The 19,308-nt window shown below is 26.6% G+C and carries 16 protein-coding genes; 10 read left to right on the forward strand and 6 right to left on the reverse strand.

Going from position 1 to position 19,308, the window contains the following annotated elements; translation table 11 throughout:
• The first annotated feature begins 190 nt into the window (after positions 1-190).
• From BRSU_RS10005 to BRSU_RS10030, 7 genes are all read left to right on the forward strand, one after another.
• Complete coding sequence (locus BRSU_RS10005) at positions 191-1,660, forward strand: methyl-accepting chemotaxis protein (protein WP_483413624.1); 1,470 nt, start codon at positions 191-193, stop codon at positions 1,658-1,660.
• 22 nt (positions 1,661-1,682) lie between these two features.
• Complete coding sequence (locus BRSU_RS15115; RefSeq protein ID WP_245158085.1) at positions 1,683-1,886, forward strand: hypothetical protein; 204 nt, start codon at positions 1,683-1,685, stop codon at positions 1,884-1,886.
• A 288-nt stretch (positions 1,887-2,174) separates the two neighbouring features.
• Positions 2,175-4,016 carry a methyl-accepting chemotaxis protein gene (locus tag BRSU_RS10010; protein ID WP_048595232.1) on the forward strand — a complete coding sequence of 614 codons (1,842 nt, stop codon included), beginning with the start codon at positions 2,175-2,177 and terminating at the stop codon, positions 4,014-4,016.
• A 91-nt stretch (positions 4,017-4,107) separates the two neighbouring features.
• Positions 4,108-5,226: a tRNA guanosine(34) transglycosylase Tgt gene (tgt, locus tag BRSU_RS10015; protein WP_048595233.1), complete on the forward strand. Its 1,119-nt coding sequence runs from the start codon at positions 4,108-4,110 to the stop codon at positions 5,224-5,226.
• Positions 5,227-5,297: 71 nt separating this feature from the next.
• A complete protein-coding gene (locus BRSU_RS10020) occupies positions 5,298-6,119 on the forward strand; it encodes a tetratricopeptide repeat protein (RefSeq protein WP_048595234.1) in 822 nt (273 codons plus the stop codon).
• Between the two features lie 100 nt (positions 6,120-6,219).
• Positions 6,220-7,737, forward strand: coding sequence for a DUF5312 family protein (locus BRSU_RS10025; protein WP_048595235.1), 1,518 nt, complete (start codon positions 6,220-6,222; stop codon positions 7,735-7,737).
• 24 nt (positions 7,738-7,761) lie between these two features.
• Positions 7,762-8,790, forward strand: a complete 1,029-nt coding sequence (locus tag BRSU_RS10030; protein WP_048595236.1) for a lysylphosphatidylglycerol synthase transmembrane domain-containing protein — start codon at positions 7,762-7,764, stop codon at positions 8,788-8,790.
• 3 nt (positions 8,791-8,793) lie between these two features.
• Here the strand turns inward: BRSU_RS10030 and rsmG are convergent, their stop codons facing one another.
• The 5 genes from rsmG to ispF all read right to left on the reverse strand — a co-directional run bounded on the left by rsmG (position 8,794) and on the right by ispF (position 13,703).
• The gene (gene rsmG / locus BRSU_RS10035; protein ID WP_048595237.1) at positions 8,794-9,414 is read right to left on the reverse strand and encodes a 16S rRNA (guanine(527)-N(7))-methyltransferase RsmG; all 621 of its coding nucleotides are present in this window, start codon (positions 9,412-9,414) and stop codon (positions 8,794-8,796) included.
• A gap of 2 nt (positions 9,415-9,416) precedes the next feature.
• Complete coding sequence (locus tag BRSU_RS10040) at positions 9,417-10,136, reverse strand: hypothetical protein (RefSeq protein WP_048595238.1); 720 nt, start codon at positions 10,134-10,136, stop codon at positions 9,417-9,419.
• 44 nt (positions 10,137-10,180) lie between these two features.
• Entirely contained in the window at positions 10,181-12,118 is a 1,938-nt protein-coding gene (locus BRSU_RS10045; RefSeq protein ID WP_048595239.1) for a tetratricopeptide repeat protein, read from the reverse strand.
• A 90-nt stretch (positions 12,119-12,208) separates the two neighbouring features.
• Positions 12,209-13,210: a squalene/phytoene synthase family protein gene (locus tag BRSU_RS10050; protein WP_048595240.1), complete on the reverse strand. Its 1,002-nt coding sequence runs from the start codon at positions 13,208-13,210 to the stop codon at positions 12,209-12,211.
• A 16-nt stretch (positions 13,211-13,226) separates the two neighbouring features.
• On the reverse strand, positions 13,227-13,703 hold the full coding sequence (gene ispF, locus BRSU_RS10055) for a 2-C-methyl-D-erythritol 2,4-cyclodiphosphate synthase (protein ID WP_048595241.1): 477 nt from the start codon (positions 13,701-13,703) through the stop codon (positions 13,227-13,229).
• A gap of 264 nt (positions 13,704-13,967) precedes the next feature.
• Here ispF and BRSU_RS10060 point away from each other — a divergent pair, with 264 nt between their 5' ends.
• The 3 genes from BRSU_RS10060 (at position 13,968) to BRSU_RS10070 (ending at position 17,962) form a co-directional block, all read left to right on the forward strand.
• Complete coding sequence (locus BRSU_RS10060; protein WP_048595242.1) at positions 13,968-15,149, forward strand: cation:dicarboxylate symporter family transporter; 1,182 nt, start codon at positions 13,968-13,970, stop codon at positions 15,147-15,149.
• A gap of 498 nt (positions 15,150-15,647) precedes the next feature.
• On the forward strand, positions 15,648-16,979 hold the full coding sequence (locus BRSU_RS10065; RefSeq protein ID WP_048595243.1) for a PstS family phosphate ABC transporter substrate-binding protein: 1,332 nt from the start codon (positions 15,648-15,650) through the stop codon (positions 16,977-16,979).
• Positions 16,980-17,023: 44 nt separating this feature from the next.
• A complete protein-coding gene (locus BRSU_RS10070) occupies positions 17,024-17,962 on the forward strand; it encodes a leucine-rich repeat domain-containing protein (RefSeq protein WP_048595244.1) in 939 nt (312 codons plus the stop codon).
• A gap of 68 nt (positions 17,963-18,030) precedes the next feature.
• Here BRSU_RS10070 and purD read toward each other — a convergent pair whose 3' ends face one another.
• Complete coding sequence (gene purD, locus BRSU_RS10075) at positions 18,031-19,284, reverse strand: phosphoribosylamine--glycine ligase (protein ID WP_048595245.1); 1,254 nt, start codon at positions 19,282-19,284, stop codon at positions 18,031-18,033.
• Positions 19,285-19,308: the final 24 nt, after the last annotated feature.

The following is a 19,308-nucleotide window of genomic DNA, read 5'->3' on the forward strand; positions in this document are numbered from 1 at the left end:
TTTAAATAAAATAATTTTTTGAATCTGGAGAAGATAAGTCATGAAAAAACTTCAAAGCTTAAGAGTGAAGATGCCTCTCATCATTATTTCTATGGTTACTTTCTTTATTGTAGCATTAATAGTAATAACAGAAATAAAAGCATCCGATGCCATAAAAAATGCTACATATACTGGATATAACAACACAGTTATGGGCTTTGCATCACTTATAGATACTTGGTTTGATGATCAATTGGTTATAGCAAGCATATACGGAACTTCTGAAGAATTAATAAGATATTTGCAGTTAAGAACAGAAGATTTAAGAAATATAGCTTTAAATAATCTAAAAAAATTTAAATCATTAAATGAATATGCTATAAATATAGGCTTATCAGATTCTAATGGAATAGTATTGATCGATTCAGATAACCCTGATCTAGTAAATCAAAATGTTTTTAATATACATCCAGATTTAAAAAATAAAATAAATGGTAACTCTAAAGGAGTATTCGGAGAAAATATTACTCACTCTCTTACAACTGGCGGATGGTCTTTAATACTGCTAGAAAAAGTTACTGATGGTAATAATCAGCTTATTGGATATTTATATGTTATGCTTGACTGGTCTACTTTGAATAAAAATCACATAGAACCTCTTGTAATAGGTAAAACAGGAAGTATGTTTGCTATTGATAAAAATTTAATAATAAAAATACATAGTAAAACAGAAAATATAAATCAGCCTGCTCCTGCTCAATTTAAAGATGCTTTCAACTTGGGAAAAGGAATATTAAGTTATGATTTCAATGGTGAAAGCAGAGTTTCATCAGTTATGACATTAAAATCACAGCCTTGGGTATTGGGTATATCTGTAACAGAAGCTGAAATATATGAAGCTAACAGAATACTTATGCTTATGATGATAGTAATATCTCTTATAGCTATAGTTATAATATCAGTATTTATATCTATATTTATTATGTCTATAACAAAACCATTACATTTATTAGTAGGTGTTGCTAAAGAAATAGCAGATGGAGATTTAAGAACTACAAAACAAAAAATTAAAAGAAAAGATGAACTTGGAGAATTATCAGATGCATTTGTTGCTATGAGAAAAAAATTAGTAGATACTATAATGACTGTTGAAGAATCTGCAAATAATATTACAATGGCTGCAAAAGAATTATCTGAACAAAATACAGATTTAGCACATAGAACAGAAAGTCAGGCAGCAAGTATTGAGGAAACTTCTGCCTCTATGACAGAAATTTCTGCAACAATAAGAGACTCTGCTGAACACTCTATAAATGGAAGTAAAATGATATTAGATTCTAAATCATCTGTAGAGAATGCTGGAAATATTATATCTGAAACAACTACAAATATAGAAGAAGTTCATGATGCAAGTTCTAAAATTAAGGATATAACAAAAATAATTGAAGATATAGCATTCCAAACTAATATACTTGCTCTTAATGCTTCAGTAGAGGCTGCACGTGCCGGAGAACAAGGTAAAGGATTTGCTGTTGTAGCTGCTGAAGTAAGAAACTTGGCTCAAACTACTCAAACTTCAGTAAAAAGCATTACAGATTTGATTGAAAATGTTTATGAAAAGATAGATAAATACAGGGACAGCAAGAGAATCTCAGGAAATATTTATAGAAATACAGAATAAAATAGACGATGCTTCTAAAATTATGCAAGGAATAAGCAACAGTGCGGTTGAACAGCAAAATGGTATAGATCAGGTAAAAATAGCAATAGCAGAAATGGATTCTACAACTCAGAAAAATGCTGCATTAGTAGAAGAAGCTACTGCATCTGCTGAATTATTATTCGCTCAGTCTAAAGAATTAATGGATGCTATACACTTATTCAAACTTCCTGATGGAACTAAATAAGTAAATTATAAAATATAAAAAAATACCTCATACTTTTATTTAGGGTATGGGGTATTTTTATTTTAAACATATTATATAATCAAATATTATACAAATAAAATATATATTGAAATAAAAAATCACAATATATGTATTAAATGTACAATACTATATAAGAAAATCTTAAATATTACAATATCTTTACCATTTTTTACCTATTTTTACATAAAAACATAATATGCTTTATTATTCAATATTATTTATATAGTTATATAACTATACAAATAAAAATTATGAGGTTAATATTTTATGAACAAACTCAAAAGCTTGAAAGTGAAAATACCCCTAACAATCATTTCTGTAGTAGTAGTATTTATAGCGGCATTAATTGTAATAACTGATATAAAAGCTTCAGAAAGTCTTAAAAAAACGGCATTAGACGGATATAATAATATTGTTTTCGGATATGCTTCTCTAATAGATACATGGTTTGATGAACAAATAATTATAGCAGAAACTTATGGATCAAATAAAGAATTAATGGATTATCTAAAAAATGGCAGTGAAGCAGAAAAAGAAGCAGCTTATAATAGACTAAAAAAAATACAGTCAATAAATAAATATGCTATTAACATAGGATTAACTGATATCAATGGCAATATAACATTAGATTCAACTGATGAAAATTACATAGGTAAAAGCATTTTTGATTTCAATGCTGATTTAAAAGATAAATTAAATTCTGATAAAAATACTATATTCTCCGAAGAAATAACAAAATCTTCTGTAACAGATAATTGGTCTTTAACTTTAATTGAAAAAGTATTTGATGATAATAATCAATTAATAGGACATCTTTATATTATTTTCGACTGGGCTAAATTTAATATACAGCATGTGGAGCCTTTAGTTGTTGGAAAAACTGGCAATATGTTTATGATAGATAATAATTTAATTTGTAAGATACATAGTAAAACTCAATATATAAATATTTCAGCACCTTCTGAATTAAAAGGAGGATTCGATTTAGGAAAAGGAGTTTTCCATTATGTTTGGGAAAATGAAAAAAGAGTATCATCTGTAATTACATTAAAAACTTTACCTTGGGTACTTGGAATATCAGTAACTGAAAAAGAAATTTATGAACAAAATCAAATACTTCTAATTATAATAATATCAATATCATCAGCAGCTATATTAATATTATCTGCATTCATATTCTTATTCATAAAATCTATAACAAAACCATTAGACATATTAGTAAATTCAGCAAAAGAAATAGCAAGCGGAGATTTGAGAAACACAAAAGAAAGCATACATCGTGAAGATGAATTAGGAGAATTATCCAATGCATTTACATATATGAGAAATAAATTAGTTGATACTATAAAAGAAGTAGAAATTTCAGCAAACAATATCAGCACGGTTGCTAAAGGTTTATCTGAACAAAATAATAATTTATCAAATAGAACAGAAAGCCAAGCAGCAAGTATAGAAGAAACTTCAGCATCTATGAATGAAATAACAGCTACTATAAAAGATTCTGCGGATAATTCTATAAATGGAAATAAAATGATATTGGATGCAAAATATTCTATAGAAAATGCTGGAAATATAATCTTAGAAACTACTTCAAGCATAGAAGAAGTAAATGAAGCAAGCTATAAAATAAAAGATATTACAAAAATAATTGAAGATATAGCATTTCAAACTAATATACTCGCTCTTAATGCTTCTGTAGAGGCAGCACGTGCCGGAGAACAAGGAAAAGGTTTCTCTGTAGTTGCAAGCGAGGTAAGAAATCTTGCTCAAACTACACAAACCTCAGTAAAAAGCATATCAGAGTTAATTGAAAATGTATCTGATAAAATAGATAAAGCAACAGGAACAGCAAGAGAATCTCAAAAAATATTTGTAGATGTTCAAAATAAAATCAATAAAGCTTCAAAAATTATGAAAGATATAAGTCAAAATGCAGTAGAACAGCAGAATGGTGTAGATCAAGTAAAAATAGCCATTTCTCAAATGGATTCTGACACACAGAAGAATGCTTCTTTAGTAGAAGATGCAGCATCTTCAGCTAAAACATTGTTTAATCAATCAGAAAAGCTTATGGAAACTGTACATTTATTCAAGCTTCCTGTAAAATAATGCTTAATATTTGAAAACTATATATTTATACATTTGATATTTATTGATTTTCGTATAAAATAGCATTAAATATTTTTATATAAGGTACAATATGTCATTTACATTTAATGTATTAAAAAACAGTAGTCAAACAGCAGCAAGACTTGGAAAAATAAATATTAATGGAATAGAAATAGATACACCTGTTTTTATGCCTGTTGGTACAAAAGCAACAGTAAAGGCTTTAACCCCTCTTATGATAGAAGAAACTGAAAGTAAAATAATATTAGCCAATACGTATCATTTAGTATTAAAACCTGGACTTGAGGTATTAAAAAAATTCGGCGGAGTTAAAAAGTTTATGGGCTGGAAAGGAGCTATGCTTACAGATTCCGGCGGATTTCAGGTATTTTCTTTGGCAAAATTAAGAAAAATAAATGATGACGGAGTGGAATTTAGCTCTCATATAGATGGTTCTAAATACTTTTTTACCCCTAGAAGTGTAATGGAAGCTGAGCATATTATAGGGGCAGACTTTATAATGTGTCTTGATGAATGTTCTAAGCATGATGCCTCTTATGAATATGTTAAAGAAGCAATGTTCAGAACACATAAATGGGCTAAAGAATGCAAAGAATATCATGACAGCACTCCAAACAGCGAATATCAGTATTTAGGAGGCATCATACAGGGCGGAATGTTTGATGATTTAAGAAAAGAAAGTGCTGAAACTCTAGTAAATATGGATTTCCCTTTCTATTCTATAGGAGGACTTTCTGTAGGTGAAACTCCTGAACAAATGCATGAAGTTCTTTCAAAAGTTATGCTATACACTAACAAGCAAAAACCACGTTATTTAATGGGTGTTAGCGAGCCTAGAGATATACTTAATGGGGTTATGGAAGGTATAGATATGTTTGACTGTGTTATGCCTACTAGAAATGCTAGAAATGGAGAGGCATTTACTATGAATGGTGTTGTGAGGATAAGAAATTCTAAATATAGAATGGATGATGAAGTGCTTGAAGAAGGCTGTGATTGTTATACTTGTAAGAATTTCTCTAAAGCCTATCTTAATCATTTGGATAAAACGCATGAAATACTATTTTCTACTCTTATGACTATACATAATGTAAGATTTATGCAAAGATTTATGAAAGATTTAAGAAATTCTATTGAAAATGATGTATTTTCCGATTATAGAAAGGATATGATGAATAAATTTTATTAAAAAATTTATTAGTTTACATATTTTACAAAAAGTTGTATTATATAACATAAAATAATTAAGCGAGTTTATTTATGGCAGGTAAATACGATAAGCAATTAGCTAAATATAATGATATTTTATCTAAAAAACCAAATGATCCTTATGCTTTATCTATTCTAGCTAGAATAGCAATTAAAGAAAATAGAATTGAGGATGCAGAGAACTATTATACTGCTATTTTATTAAAAATGCCTGATCATCCAGAATCATTATATATGATGGGCTTCATAAATATGAAAATAAATAAATATAGTGCTGCTGTAAAGTATTTCAAAAAGCTTTTAGAAAATGGTAAAGAAAATGTTTTTATATATGAATATTTATCTACAATGGATAAAAGTAACAGAAGAGAATATTTAGAAAAAGCATTAGAATTATCAAAAAATATGAAAACAAGATCCAAAGATTATAAAAGATGTTCATATATAGCCTTCCAATCTTATGCTTGGAAGGAATATGATATATCTTTTGAATATGCCAATTTAGCTTATGATGCTAAGCCTACAAATGATATTATTAATCTATTAGGATGTATATATCATCATAATGAAGATTATGACAAGGCTCTTTCTCTTTTCCATGAAGTTAATGCTAATTATGAAAGCAAAAATCCTTATGTATTATGTAATATATCTTCATGCTATAATAAAAAAAATAGTAATAAAATGGCTATAAGATATTTAGAAAAAGCTTTGGAAGTTAATAATAATGACAAAGTAATATACTATACTATAGGTTCTATATATGCTTCAACAGGAAATAAAAAATTAGCAATTGAAAATTTTGAAAATGCTTTAAAAATTAATAATAATTATGAAGAGGCAAGAAAGGCTTTGGAGGCTATTAAAGAGTAATATTTTTATGTAAAAAAATAAATAAAAAACTTTCAATATTAGTCAATTTAGTATATTATAAATAACTAAAATATATAGTAATGAATGGGGTATTGCAACTGTGAACTTTTTCGATTATATAAAATACAATTTATTTAACATAAGAACTCCTGAACTAGTAGAAAAAATGCGTATGGAGGAGTATTCTGATAGAATATCTAAACAAAAATATAATTTTGTAGACTTAAAAACTAAATCATTAACAGTTACATGTGCAAAATTCATGTTTGAAATGTATAAAGTAATAGGACCATTACTCAATCCTTTAAAAGAAGAGTTTATAATAAAAGATGGAAAACAATTTTCATATTATTTGATAGAAGTATCTTTTAATAATGAAATGAAAGAATTATATGCTACATTAAATAGAGATTATATGATGTCAAAAATACAGGAAGGTAAAAATCCTAATGCTGTATTTAATGAAGTAAAAAATAACTTCGTAAAATTCAAGAAATTTATAAGCGGAGAAAGTGGAAAAGAAATCAATTTAACTTTCAATTTGCTTAAAGACTTTGCCCAGTTATCAAATTTTGATTTCTTTCTATTTTTAAGAGCTTTTTGTCCTTCATTTGTAGATGGTGCTTATAATTCTAATCCACAATTCAAACCTAGTTCAAATATACAAATAGTTGATGACTTAGTAAAATTAGACTATGCTGTTAATTCTATAGTAATAAGAAAAGAATTATTATCTGCATTAAATGTATTTCAGCAATATTTAGGAATGCCTGCTATACCTGAAAAAAATATTAAATCATTCTTAGCAAGAATTAAATATCTTCAAACTCCTGATGTAATGCATGACATAATAGTTTATTTACTTAAAGATTTTACTTATAAATGCAGTATTAATCCGTCAAATGTTAATATATTTGTAAATTATATAACAGATTTCACAAATAATTTGAAAAAAGATATGGATAGTATAGTTTCTGAAATTAAGAGCAGTAAAATTGCTGGAATGAGAAATAAAATATTTAACGGCATAGAAATATTAAAAATGTCTAATGTAAATGAAGAAAAAAATGAACAGCTTGAAAAATTTGACTGTCCTATATTTACATGTGTAGAACCGCTTCAGTATATAAAAACATTCATCATAGAAATGTTTGATATAAATTATAAAGATCCGCTTAATGATATGTTTTTAGGTGCCGAATTTGTTAGTAAAGATAGGAATTCTCAAGGCTTAGATGCTTTCTATATATTAAATGATGTAAGAGAAGTTATACAAAGATTTGACACTATGCTAAGTCCTGAATCTGAAAATTTTAAACGTTTGAAAACTTGGATAATTTCGAAAAATAAAGCAAATGCCAATAAAGATTTAATAGAAACTATGGTAAATAAAATAGATACTGAAGGAAATAAAATAGTACTAAGTGTTTATAATTCTGTAATAGATCTAACTACTATAGTAAAAAATATTTTTGAAGATTGCAAAAATAATACTAAATTAGAAATTACTAATGCCAATAAAGTGCAATATTTACCTAAATTTAATCTTGATATAGCTAAAAAAATGCTTGATGATTTTGATAATTTTATTGCTCTTATGAAAAACTTCGTAAGATAAAATTGAAAATTTGGAAAATTTATAATGAATAAAAATTATAAAACTATTATACAGGTAATAATAGGAATTGTTATAAGCGTAATTTGTTTATATTTTGCTTTCAGAGGAATAGATATAAAAGAATCTTTAGAGATAGTAAAAAATATAAATATTCCATATTTTATTATTTCTCTTGTATTGAGTGTAATTATTATAGCATTAAGAGGTTTGAGATGGGAATGTTTTATTCCTTTAAAAAAGCCTATAAAAAAAAGAACTGTGGTAATGGCCACATATATAGGATATATGGGAAATAATATACTTCCTGCTAAACTTGGAGAGGTAGCAAGAGCTTATATATTGGGAATGAAAGAAAATGTAAGCAAATCTGCATTGATCGCTTCAGTTGTTACTGAAAGACTTTTCGATGTTATAACAGGAGGTATTATATTAACCGTATCTGTAATATTCATACCTAATTTACCTGAAAAAGTCACTTATGCTGCTATTGCTTTATTTGTTTTATCAATAGTTGGTTTTTTGGTATTAATATTTTTAGTATGGCAGAGAGATTTTGCTCATAAGGTTTTTCATAAAATTTTTGGAATACTTCCTAAAAATATCGGAGATAAATTAATTGAGTTTTCATGCAATTTTATAGACGGAATAGGATTTAAAAATGATCCTAAGCATATATTTTTAATATTCTTCTATACTTTTCTTTATCTTATAGGACAAATATTAACTATAAGTTTTTTAATGACAGCATTTAATATTAAAGCTAGTCCTATAATAGCATTATTTATGTTTGCTGTCGGAGGATTCGGTTTTGCTGTACCTTCTGCCCCATCAGGGATAGGACCTTTTGAATGGGCCATTGTATTTGGTCTTTCTCTTATAGGTGTAGAAAAAACTATAGCATTTCCTTATGCTCTTGTATATCATATGATGGGAATTTTACCTATAGTTATAATAGGATTTATATTTCTATTTATACTAGGTGTAGATTTAAAGACAGCTACTAAAGGCGATAATAATCAAACAGCAGAAAGCAAAGAACAAAATAATGCATAAATATCATAAACTAGATATTATTACTATATGACGTTCTTTATCTTTTGATTCAAGTTTTTTTATTTCTATATTATATTTACTTTTTTGAATATTTACTTCTTTTAATTCTTCTTCTATTTTTTCTTTCTTGCCTTTATATAAAATCAATTTTGATTTTCTTGTCTTTAATTTATTAAATATTTTTAAAAGTGTTGCTATATCTGAAAAAGCTCTTGATGTTATAGTATCATATTTTTCTTTTATCTCATAAGCATTTATACATTTCACTTCTATATTATTTAATTCTAATTTATCTTTAGCTAATCTTAAAAACTCAGCCTTTTTATTTTTAGATTCGCATAATGTAAATTTCTTATCATTAAATACAATGGCAAGCGGTATAGAAGGAAGTCCTGATCCTGAACCTATATCTATTATATTATCATAATCAGTAAATATATCCAAAGCAAGAAGACAATCAGCAATATGATCATTAAAAAAATCTTCTTCTGTCTTTGCCCCTGTAATATTAACATTTTTATTATAATCTATTACCAAAGAAGCATATTTTATAAGTTTTTCTTTTTTATTTTCATCAATTTTTATAATATTGCTGATATTGTCTAGTATAGAATCATAATGCATAATTACCAGCCCAATTTCTTAGCATCTTGTTTAGCTTTATCTCCTGCTGATACATTTGTAACATTATAACGAAGTTCTCTTTTATCAGTTTTACTTTTCATGATAAACTCTTTCGGATAAGGTATATTATTAACAGTAGTATAAGAACCCAACTCTACATTAACAACATTATCCATAAAAGCAGTAGAAAAACTTCTTACTCTGTAAGTAGATGCTGAGAAAACTATTGTATCTACCCTATCATTATACCCTATTTCTAATGTATGCCAATTTTTTCCTAATATGATATTGCTGCTTACTATTTTTTTAGACAAATCTATAAATTTATAATCTAATATATCAGCATAAACTTTAGGGAAACGCATAATAGGAGCTTCCAATGCAAACTCATCGAAATTTCTTTTTAAAGGAGCCTCTGCTTCAGGCAAATCTAATGTAAGACTATTATTATTAACCTTAGCATCGAATATAAGACTTCCTAAAAGTCCATCAACAACATTCATATATTTATTATTGCTGTTTTTATAATAATTAACAAGCATAGGCATTTGATCCAAATCATCCCCGCTGTAAAAAGCTCCACCTGATGAATATATGTTTGTGAAAGGAGACTTTGAAAATCTAGTAAAAGCCTCTTTCATCACTTCCTTTTCATTTTGGCTGAATGCCAAGCTAGAAATCAATAAAAATATAATAAATACAATAATATTATTTTTCATCATTATTTATAAACCTCTTAAAATTAGATATAAGATATAAAACCTATTTATTTTTCCTCTGTTAAACTTTCTATTCTCTCTTTTATTCTATTTTCATTATAATCAAATTCTTTTTTATATGAAGATATTGATTTTCTATAATATTTAAGGGCATTTTTATAATCATTTTTTGCATAATACGCATCGGCAATATGAGCATATATCTCAGCTTTAGAGTCATCATCTACATATAAAGCAGCTTTCAATAATGTTTTTAAGGCATTATCATAATCTCCTTTCTTATAATATGCAAAACCTAAAGTGTCTATATAATGAGGAGACTGAGGCTCTAATTCAACAGCATCTTTAGAAAGTGATATAGCTTTATCCAAATCACTGCCTAATGAAACCAATGCCCAAGATAAACTATTCATATTTTCTGCTGAGCTTGTATCCTGAGAATATTTATAATTAGCATATAGTAATGCTGAATTTGTATTATCTAATGCTAATGATGTTACATAAGGAATATTTATTCTATAATCATTTGTATTTGATTTATTATTGCTAAAATATTCAAAGTCTTCATTTAAATATTTATTGGCATTAACTTCATCATTATTCATTAATGCAGCATAAGCCTTTAAATAGCTGTAAGAATATTTTTCTTTTTCATATTTTTCAATGGCACTTATAGCAAGTTCACTCTCACCTATATCACTAGCTGTTAATACCAATGATACTAATTCATTTTCTTTTATATTTTTATTATCTAAAGATAAATATTTATTTAACATATCTTTGGATGATTTAAAATCATTTTGATTTTTGAACTCCAAAGCAGCCTGCAAATATAAGTTATTAAATTTTCCACTATTATCATAGCTTATTAAATTATCTATATGTTTTGGCAAAGCATCTATATTTTTAATCATCAAATAAAATGATATTATATCCATCTCTGAATTCATTTTATTATCTTTATTTCCTATTTCAGAAACCATTTTATAGTATGTCTGTATAATATCCAAGTCTATTTCTCTTCTATCTAAATCAGTTTCAATCATATTAAGAGCATTGCTGTATCCTGAAGTTTTTGCTTCTATAATAATAGACAATATCTTAGGAAGATTAGGATCTGAACCATCTATTTCATCAAATAATCCATCATCATATTTATCTGACATAAAACTTAAATATGCACTTAAATATAGAGCATCATCTATACCTATACTATTAGAATAAGCTTCATTATATTTTTCTAAAGCCTGATAACTTTTTACTATTCCATAAGAAGCTGCATATTTATCAGCAGGAGATAACTGAACATTTTCTAATTTTTTGAATCTATTTAAAGCACTTGAAAATCTGCTTAAATAAAATTCACTCATACCATAATAAAAATTATAATAGCTTAAATAATTGTTGTTATTACTTGGTTTTTTAGTTTCATCTACTTTAGAGAAATAGTATACAGCTTTATTAAGTTCTTTACTTTGATAGTATGTATATCCCAATAATATTAAAACATCATTATTTGAATTATCTATTTCATAAGCAGTTTCTAAATAATATCTTGCCTTTTCAATATTATTCATAATGAATATATTTCTTTCAGCTGCTTTAAATAATATATCAATATCTTCAGGAGAATCAAAAACTAAGTCATCATATATTCTTGAACTTTCATAATACTCTCCCAAAGCCTCATGAGTTTCAGCTAATGTTATATATATCTCTTTATTTTGTACATATTTAACAATTTCCTGAAGTATTACTTTGGCACTCTCTAAATCTTTTATAGTTTGTTCTGTTACTGTTTTACTAGCCAATGCTCTCTCTTTATAATATAAAGCCAAACTATAGGCCGCTTTTGCCTCTTCTTCGCTTTTTATATACTGAGAATCTTTGAATACATTTTCATCTTCTTTATTTGACTGCGAAAATAAATTAAATGCACTAAATATAAAAATTGCCAATACAATACAAATTTTTCTGATAAACATACTAAACTGCTCCATGATTTAAAGTTTACATAATTTTAATATATATCAATGCAAAAAACAAGACTTTAAATTTGAAATATGATATTTTATTTACTCATTATTTGCTGTAGTATCAGATTCATTTAATCCTGACTCTTTTGTAAATGCTTTCTCTAATAAGTCTTCCAATCTTTTATTTGTATAATAATCAGCTTTAACTTTTGTAACTATCTCTAAAGTATTTTTTCTTGGAATTTTCACAGTTTCACCCATAAATATATTATAATTGCTTTTCATAAGCCTAATAGTTTCATACCCCATTAATACAGCAACTAAACAGAAATGTCTATAACCGGATGCTTTTTTCTCTATTGACATAATATATTCTATAGAATTTCTAAACTCGCTCATTGCTGATTCTACCATTTTTATTAAAATCTCCATAGATTTATCCATATAAGCACCGTCTTCAAAATATGGAGCAGGATTTTCATTTTCAAATAAACTTATAGGCCAAAAAACTCTTTTCTCTTCATAATCTAATTTAGCATCCTTAATGATATTAACTTTCTGTAAAAATCTTCCTAAGCTTTTAGCCTTCTCTCTATCTAACTCTATATTATCCAAGATCTTTGCAAGTTCTGTAAGATAAAGTCCTACAGTACCAGCCACATAATAACAATAATCATCTAAATCCTCAAATGTTGATATAGTATGATCCTGATAATAAATCATACCATAACCCATTTCTCTCAAATATGAAATAGATATATTTTTTATTTCCTGTTTGAAAGTAAAAAAAGATTTAACAACTATATCTATATTTTCTATTAAAACTTTATCATTTTCATTTATAGAATGCTCTATAACCACATTTTTGAAATTTTCTAAATTATCAATATTTTCTGTTTTTAATATATTAATAAAAGCTGTTATTAATGTCTCTTTATCCTCAGCAGTATGACTGGAATCTTCTATAGTATCTATTATCCTAGCAAGTAAGTATTGCACTTCTACTTTATTTTTTTTATTCTTATCTAATAATGGTATAGTTAAAGCAAAGCTTCTTGAAACTAAATCTAGTAAATATTTCGTATTAATTTTTGTTGCCATATGTTTTTCCTAAGTTTTATTTTATTTTTTTTAGTAAAGATACACAATGAACTGCTATGCCTTCTCCTCTGCCTATAGAATCCATTTTTTCATTAGTTTTAGCTTTTACCGAAACATTTTCTATATCAGTTTTAAGAATGTTGGATAGATTCTCTCTCATAGCGTCTATATAATTTCTTAATTTTGGTTTTTCTAATATAATAGTAATATCAGTATTTGATATTTCATAATTTTTTTCTTTCATAATTGATACTGTTTTTTCCAATAATACTATAGAAGAAATATCTTTATATTTTGCATCATTATCAGGAAAATGACTGCCTATATCTCCCAATGCTAAAGCCCCTAATATAGAATCTATTAAAGCATGGATAACAGCATCAGCATCTGAATGACCTTTTAACCCCAATTCATAAGGAATTTCTATTCCTGAAAGTATTAATTTACGATTCTCAGCAAATACATGTGAATCGTATCCATATCCTATTCTCATTTATTAATTCCTAAATTATATGTATTTAAATTATACTAAAATAGATTAATTTGTCAAATTATTTTATATAGTATAATTATAATGCATATTCATTAATTATCTACTTTTTCAAAAAATAATTAAGTATGATTTGTATAATAAAACATATACCATATTTATATCTAAAATAAAAAAAACTAAAATTTACATATACTGGTTGAATGAAGATAAAAAATTTATATAATACTATACATAGAAAAATATAAAAATATACGGAGAAAGAAAATGAAAAAAATAGGTCTCTTACCTAGAATTATTATAGGTATCATTCTGGGTATATTAGTTGGTATGTATCTTCCTGCTCCTGTAGTAAGAATTTTTGTAACTATAAGTAGTATATTCAGTTTATTCTTAAATTTTATTATACCGCTTATGATAGTGGCTTTTATTGGTTATGGTATTGCCAATCTAACAGAAGGTGCAACTAAATTAATAGGAATTACAGTCGTTATATCTTACGGATCTACTTTATTAGCTGGAAGTATAGCATTTTTAGTAGCTTCTAATCTTTTCCCTACTCTTTTAGGGGCTTCTGCTCTAAGCAGTGTAAAAATTGAATCTGGTTTAGACAGCTATTTTACTATACCTCTTAAACCATTATTTGACGTTACATCTGCCGTAGTATTTGCTTTTATATTAGGTATTGGTATAACAATGCTAAGACCTAAAAAACAAGGTGAAGAATTATTTTCTATAGTAAGAGACTCTGAAGAAGTTATACAGGCAATTTTAAAAAATATAATAATTCCAATACTTCCTTTACATATTTTAGGTACATTTGCTAATTTAGCTTATGCAGGAAGCATACAGCATATACTTGTAATATTCGGTAAAGTATTTGCTGTTGTTATTACTCTTCATATACTTTATATTACTGCTTTATTTATAATATCAGGTATTATAGGAGGAAAATCACCTTTAATGCTTATTAAAAATCAGATTCCGCCATATTTTACTGCTGTAGGTACTCAAAGCAGTGCTGCAACTATACCTGTAAGCTTAATAGCTGCTGAAAGAAATGGAGTATCTGAACAAATTAGAAAATTCGTAATACCGCTTTGTGCTACTATACACTTAGCTGGTTCTATGATTACATTAACTTGCTGTTCTACTGCTGTTATATTAATATTAGGACAAACTCCTACTTACACTTCAATTCTTCCTTTCATACTTATGTTGGGAATAGCTATGGTTGCTGCTCCTGGTGCTCCTGGCGGTGCTGTTATGAGTGCTTTGCCTTTCTTCTATATGATTGGAATAACTGGAGAAGAATTACAAGGTTTAATGATAGCATTATATTTAACTCAGGACTCTTTCGGTACTGCTGCTAATGTATCTGGGGATAATGCTATAGCTGTATTTGTTGATTGGTTCTATCAAACTAGAATAAAAAAAGATGCTGCTTGATTTTATTAAATTAAAATGAGAATATAAAAAAGGATAGTTCTTTATAAAAGGGCTGTCCTTTTTTATTATGACTTTAATTACATATGCCCGCCCTCTTTCTTTACTGCTTAAATATAAAATTTCAGTTATTATTTTTTATAATAGCTAAATTAGAAATTCTAACACCCGCCCAAGTTTAAATTAAATTTTTTATCTCTTTAACGCACGGTGAACAAAATCTATTATATAATTGAGATTGTTATTATTAATTCATTTATATTTATAATGCCTCTCTGCGTGCGGTTAAAAGATTATAAATCTTAATAAAATTTTGGGTGGGTGCTATAATTACAAATAAAAATAAAAAAGAAATATAATACAAAAATATCAGATGATTTAAAAAACCTAAAGGGTGGGATTTAAAATAAAACAAAAAAGAAAATTATTTTTTATTAATACCCTATTGATGTATAATTTATTTTATAGTATTATTCTCAAAAATATTATTAGAAAAAACTTATGAATATAAAAACATTAATCAATGCACTTGCAATTATCTTTATACCTATTTCTATTTTATTTATTTTGATTTCTTTAATAATGATGATAATTTCAGACTCTTCTATCATTACATTTTATCTTATGATTTTAGCTTCTATAGTTTTGATAATTAATTCTATAATGTTATTCATAAAAAATAATTATAAAATATTTATTATAATATTCTCATTAACATTTGTATTTTCATTAATAATTATATTTAGTAACATTATGTTTATTTATAATAATAGAGATGCAAATTTTAAAGAAGTTAATAATTATGTAATAGCTGATTCATATTATCCTTTTGCTGATATAAGAAACACTAATTCAAAAGTAGTAAAACTCACAAATGAATCAAGTTTAATAATAACAAATAATTTTCCAAGACTTGATGGTGAAATTGAATTTTTTCCGATTTATTCAGCATTTGCAGATGCAGTTTATAAAATCACAGTTACAAATAATAAATATACTAATATGTTTTTAAAGCAAGTTCCATTTGAGGAGTATATAATAATTAATGATAATGGAAGAATAGAAACTAATTATGACAGAGCAACAAACAGCAGCCATGATACAGCTTATGTTTTATGCTCAACAATTTATTACAACACTTATGAAAGCTTTTTATATGACAATGCTTATAAAAATCTTATAAATGGTAAAGTTGATATAGTATTTGGAAATGCCCCTTCTAATAAAGATATAGAAATGGCTAAAACTAATAATATAGATTTCATATTAACACCTATAGGAAAAGAGGCATTTGTATTTTTTGTAAATTCCAAAAACAAAGTAGATAATCTTTCAAAAGAGAATATAAAAGATATATACATAGGAAAAATCAATAATTGGAAAGAAGTTGGAGGAGACAACATGAAAATAAAAGCTCATCAAATGGATAATATTGGAAAATGGCAAATTACATTTACAAACTTTATGGCTTCAATGAATGCTGAAAATAATATAATTAAGCCCGATACAAAAATAGGATTTGATCTTAATTCTGGATTTACAGAAAATGTAAAAGAATACCGCAATAGAAAAAATGCTATAGGATATTCATTTTTATTTAATATTTATGAAATGATAAACAACAATGAAATAAAAACTATTTCTATAGATAATATAAAGCCAAATAAGGAAAATATACAAAATGGTACTTATCCTCTATCAAGCACATTTTATGCTGCAACAACTAAAAGAGCTATAGAAGAAAATCCTAATGTGCAGAAATTAATAGATTTTATACTTTCAAAACAAGGTCAGTATTTAGTTGAAAAGGCAGGATATACTCCCATTAAATAAATTTTTATTAGCAATAATTATCAATAATTGTTATAATATTTAGTATGAAAAAAATAATTTTATCAATTACCATTATATTATTAGTACTACTACTTTTTTCATGCAGAAATAGTATTACAATTGCAAAAGATGTATATACACACACTCTTGAAATAGATGAAGCTAATCCTCAAAACATGGAAGAAGCATTAAAAATATATGCAATATATAATAATGGTCAGCATAAATTAGTATTTACAGGTACATCAACAAAAAAATATGATATTTGGACTTCTATTAGTCAAATGCTTGAAGATATTTCTTTAAAAAATATAAAAATAGAAATATCTGTTGATGATGTAATTTTTCCAAATGATAAAATTCCAGATTTTTTATTTGGAGGAAATGCTGTAAATAAATCAATAGTAAAAATAACAATTCCAAACACTATAAGAGAAATAGGAGAATATAGCATCTATTGTCCTGAATTAACAGAAATAACACTTCCAAGTAATTTAATAACAATAGGCAACAGAGGACTTATAGGATGTTATAATCTAAAATCATTAAAACTTCCTAACTCATTAAAAACAATAGGAGAATTAGCATTAAAGGGATGCGGCTTTGCAAGTATTGAAATACCTGATTCTGTAACTTCTATAGGTAAAACTGCCTTTGGAGATTGTGAGAATTTAATATATATAAAATTGCCAAATAATTTAGAAACAATATCTGAAGGAATGTTTGAAAGCTGCGGCTCTCTTAATACAATAACTATACCAGCTTCTGTAAAAACTATAGAAAAATTTGCTTTTTATTATAGCAAAAATTTTGAAAGCATTAGATTCTTAAATGATAATCCTGCATCAATAACTGTGGGCATAAGTGTATTTGCTGGATGCCCTTTAAAAACAGTATATATACCCGCAAGCAGTAGTGCATCAGATGCTGAATGGAGAAATACTTTAGGTATAGATGCTACTGTAAATATTATAAGAGAATAATATAAAGGGTTATATTAAGTTAAATTACATTCCTTAATATAACCCAAATTAATAGCTATAAAATATATTTATTTTATTAATCCTATATCTTTTCTATAGTATTTATCTTTGAAATCTATTTTTTCAATGTCGGCATAAGTAAGTTTTCTAGCCTCTTCTAAACTGTCGGCAATATTAACAACATTAAGAACCCTTCCGCCGTCTGTGATTATATTATTATTTTCATCTAATTTAGCGCCAGCGATGAAGCATTGTCCGTTTATTTTATCTATGCCTTCTATCTTATAGCCTTTATTATAAGAAGCCGGATATCCTCCTGAAGCCATTACAACACAGCATGCATGTTTATTTTTCCATTTGATATTTAAAGTTGATAATTCTCTTTTCATAGCTGATTCTATTATAGATAAATAATCAGTTTCTAAAAGCTGAAGCACTGCCTGAGTTTCAGGGTCCCCCATTCTAACATTATACTCAAGTAAATATACGCCTTTTTTAGTGATCATAAGTCCAAAAAATATAATACCAGCAAAAGACATTTTTTCGGCTTTTATTCCTTTTAGTGTAGGATCTAATATATCTTTAATGAATAATTCTTCTGCCTCTTTTGTATAATAAGGATTTGGAGAAATAACACCCATTCCGCCTGTATTATTTCCAGTATCATTATCACCAACTTTTTTATGATCCTTAGCTGATATAAAAGGTATTATAATATTGCTGTCAGTTACAGAAAGTATTGAGGCTTCAACTCCTTCTAAAAACTCCTCAATTACAACTTCATTTCCAGCATCTTTAAAAATCTTTTTAACCATTATATCTTCTAATGCATTTTTAGCTTCTTCTTTATCCTGACATATTAAAACACCTTTTCCCAAAGCAAGACCGCTAGCCTTTATAACTATAGGATAGCTGCATTTATTCAAATATTCATTAGCTTTATTATAATCAGTAAATAATTCATATTCAGCAGTTTTTACTCCGTACTTCTTCATAAAATCTTTAGCATAAGCCTTAGAGCCTTCAAGTATAGCAGCCTGTTTATTTGGTCCGAATATTTTAAGTCCATTCTCCTCAAACTTATCTACTATTCCATACACAAGCATTTCTTCGCTTCCTACAATGGTTAAATCAATGCTTTCCTTTTTAGCAAAATTTAAAATCTCATCTATAGTAGAAATTTTTACATTTTCACAATTTTTTTCTCTTGCTGTGCCTGCATTTCCCGGAGCACAATAAACTTTTGAAACTTTTTCATTCTTAAGTAAATTATTACAAATAGCATGCTCTCTAGCACCAGAACCTATAACTAATATTTTCATGTTTTTTTCCTTTTTTAATTTATA

Source organism: Brachyspira suanatina (genome assembly GCF_001049755.1).
GTDB lineage: Bacteria > Spirochaetota > Brachyspiria > Brachyspirales > Brachyspiraceae > Brachyspira > Brachyspira suanatina.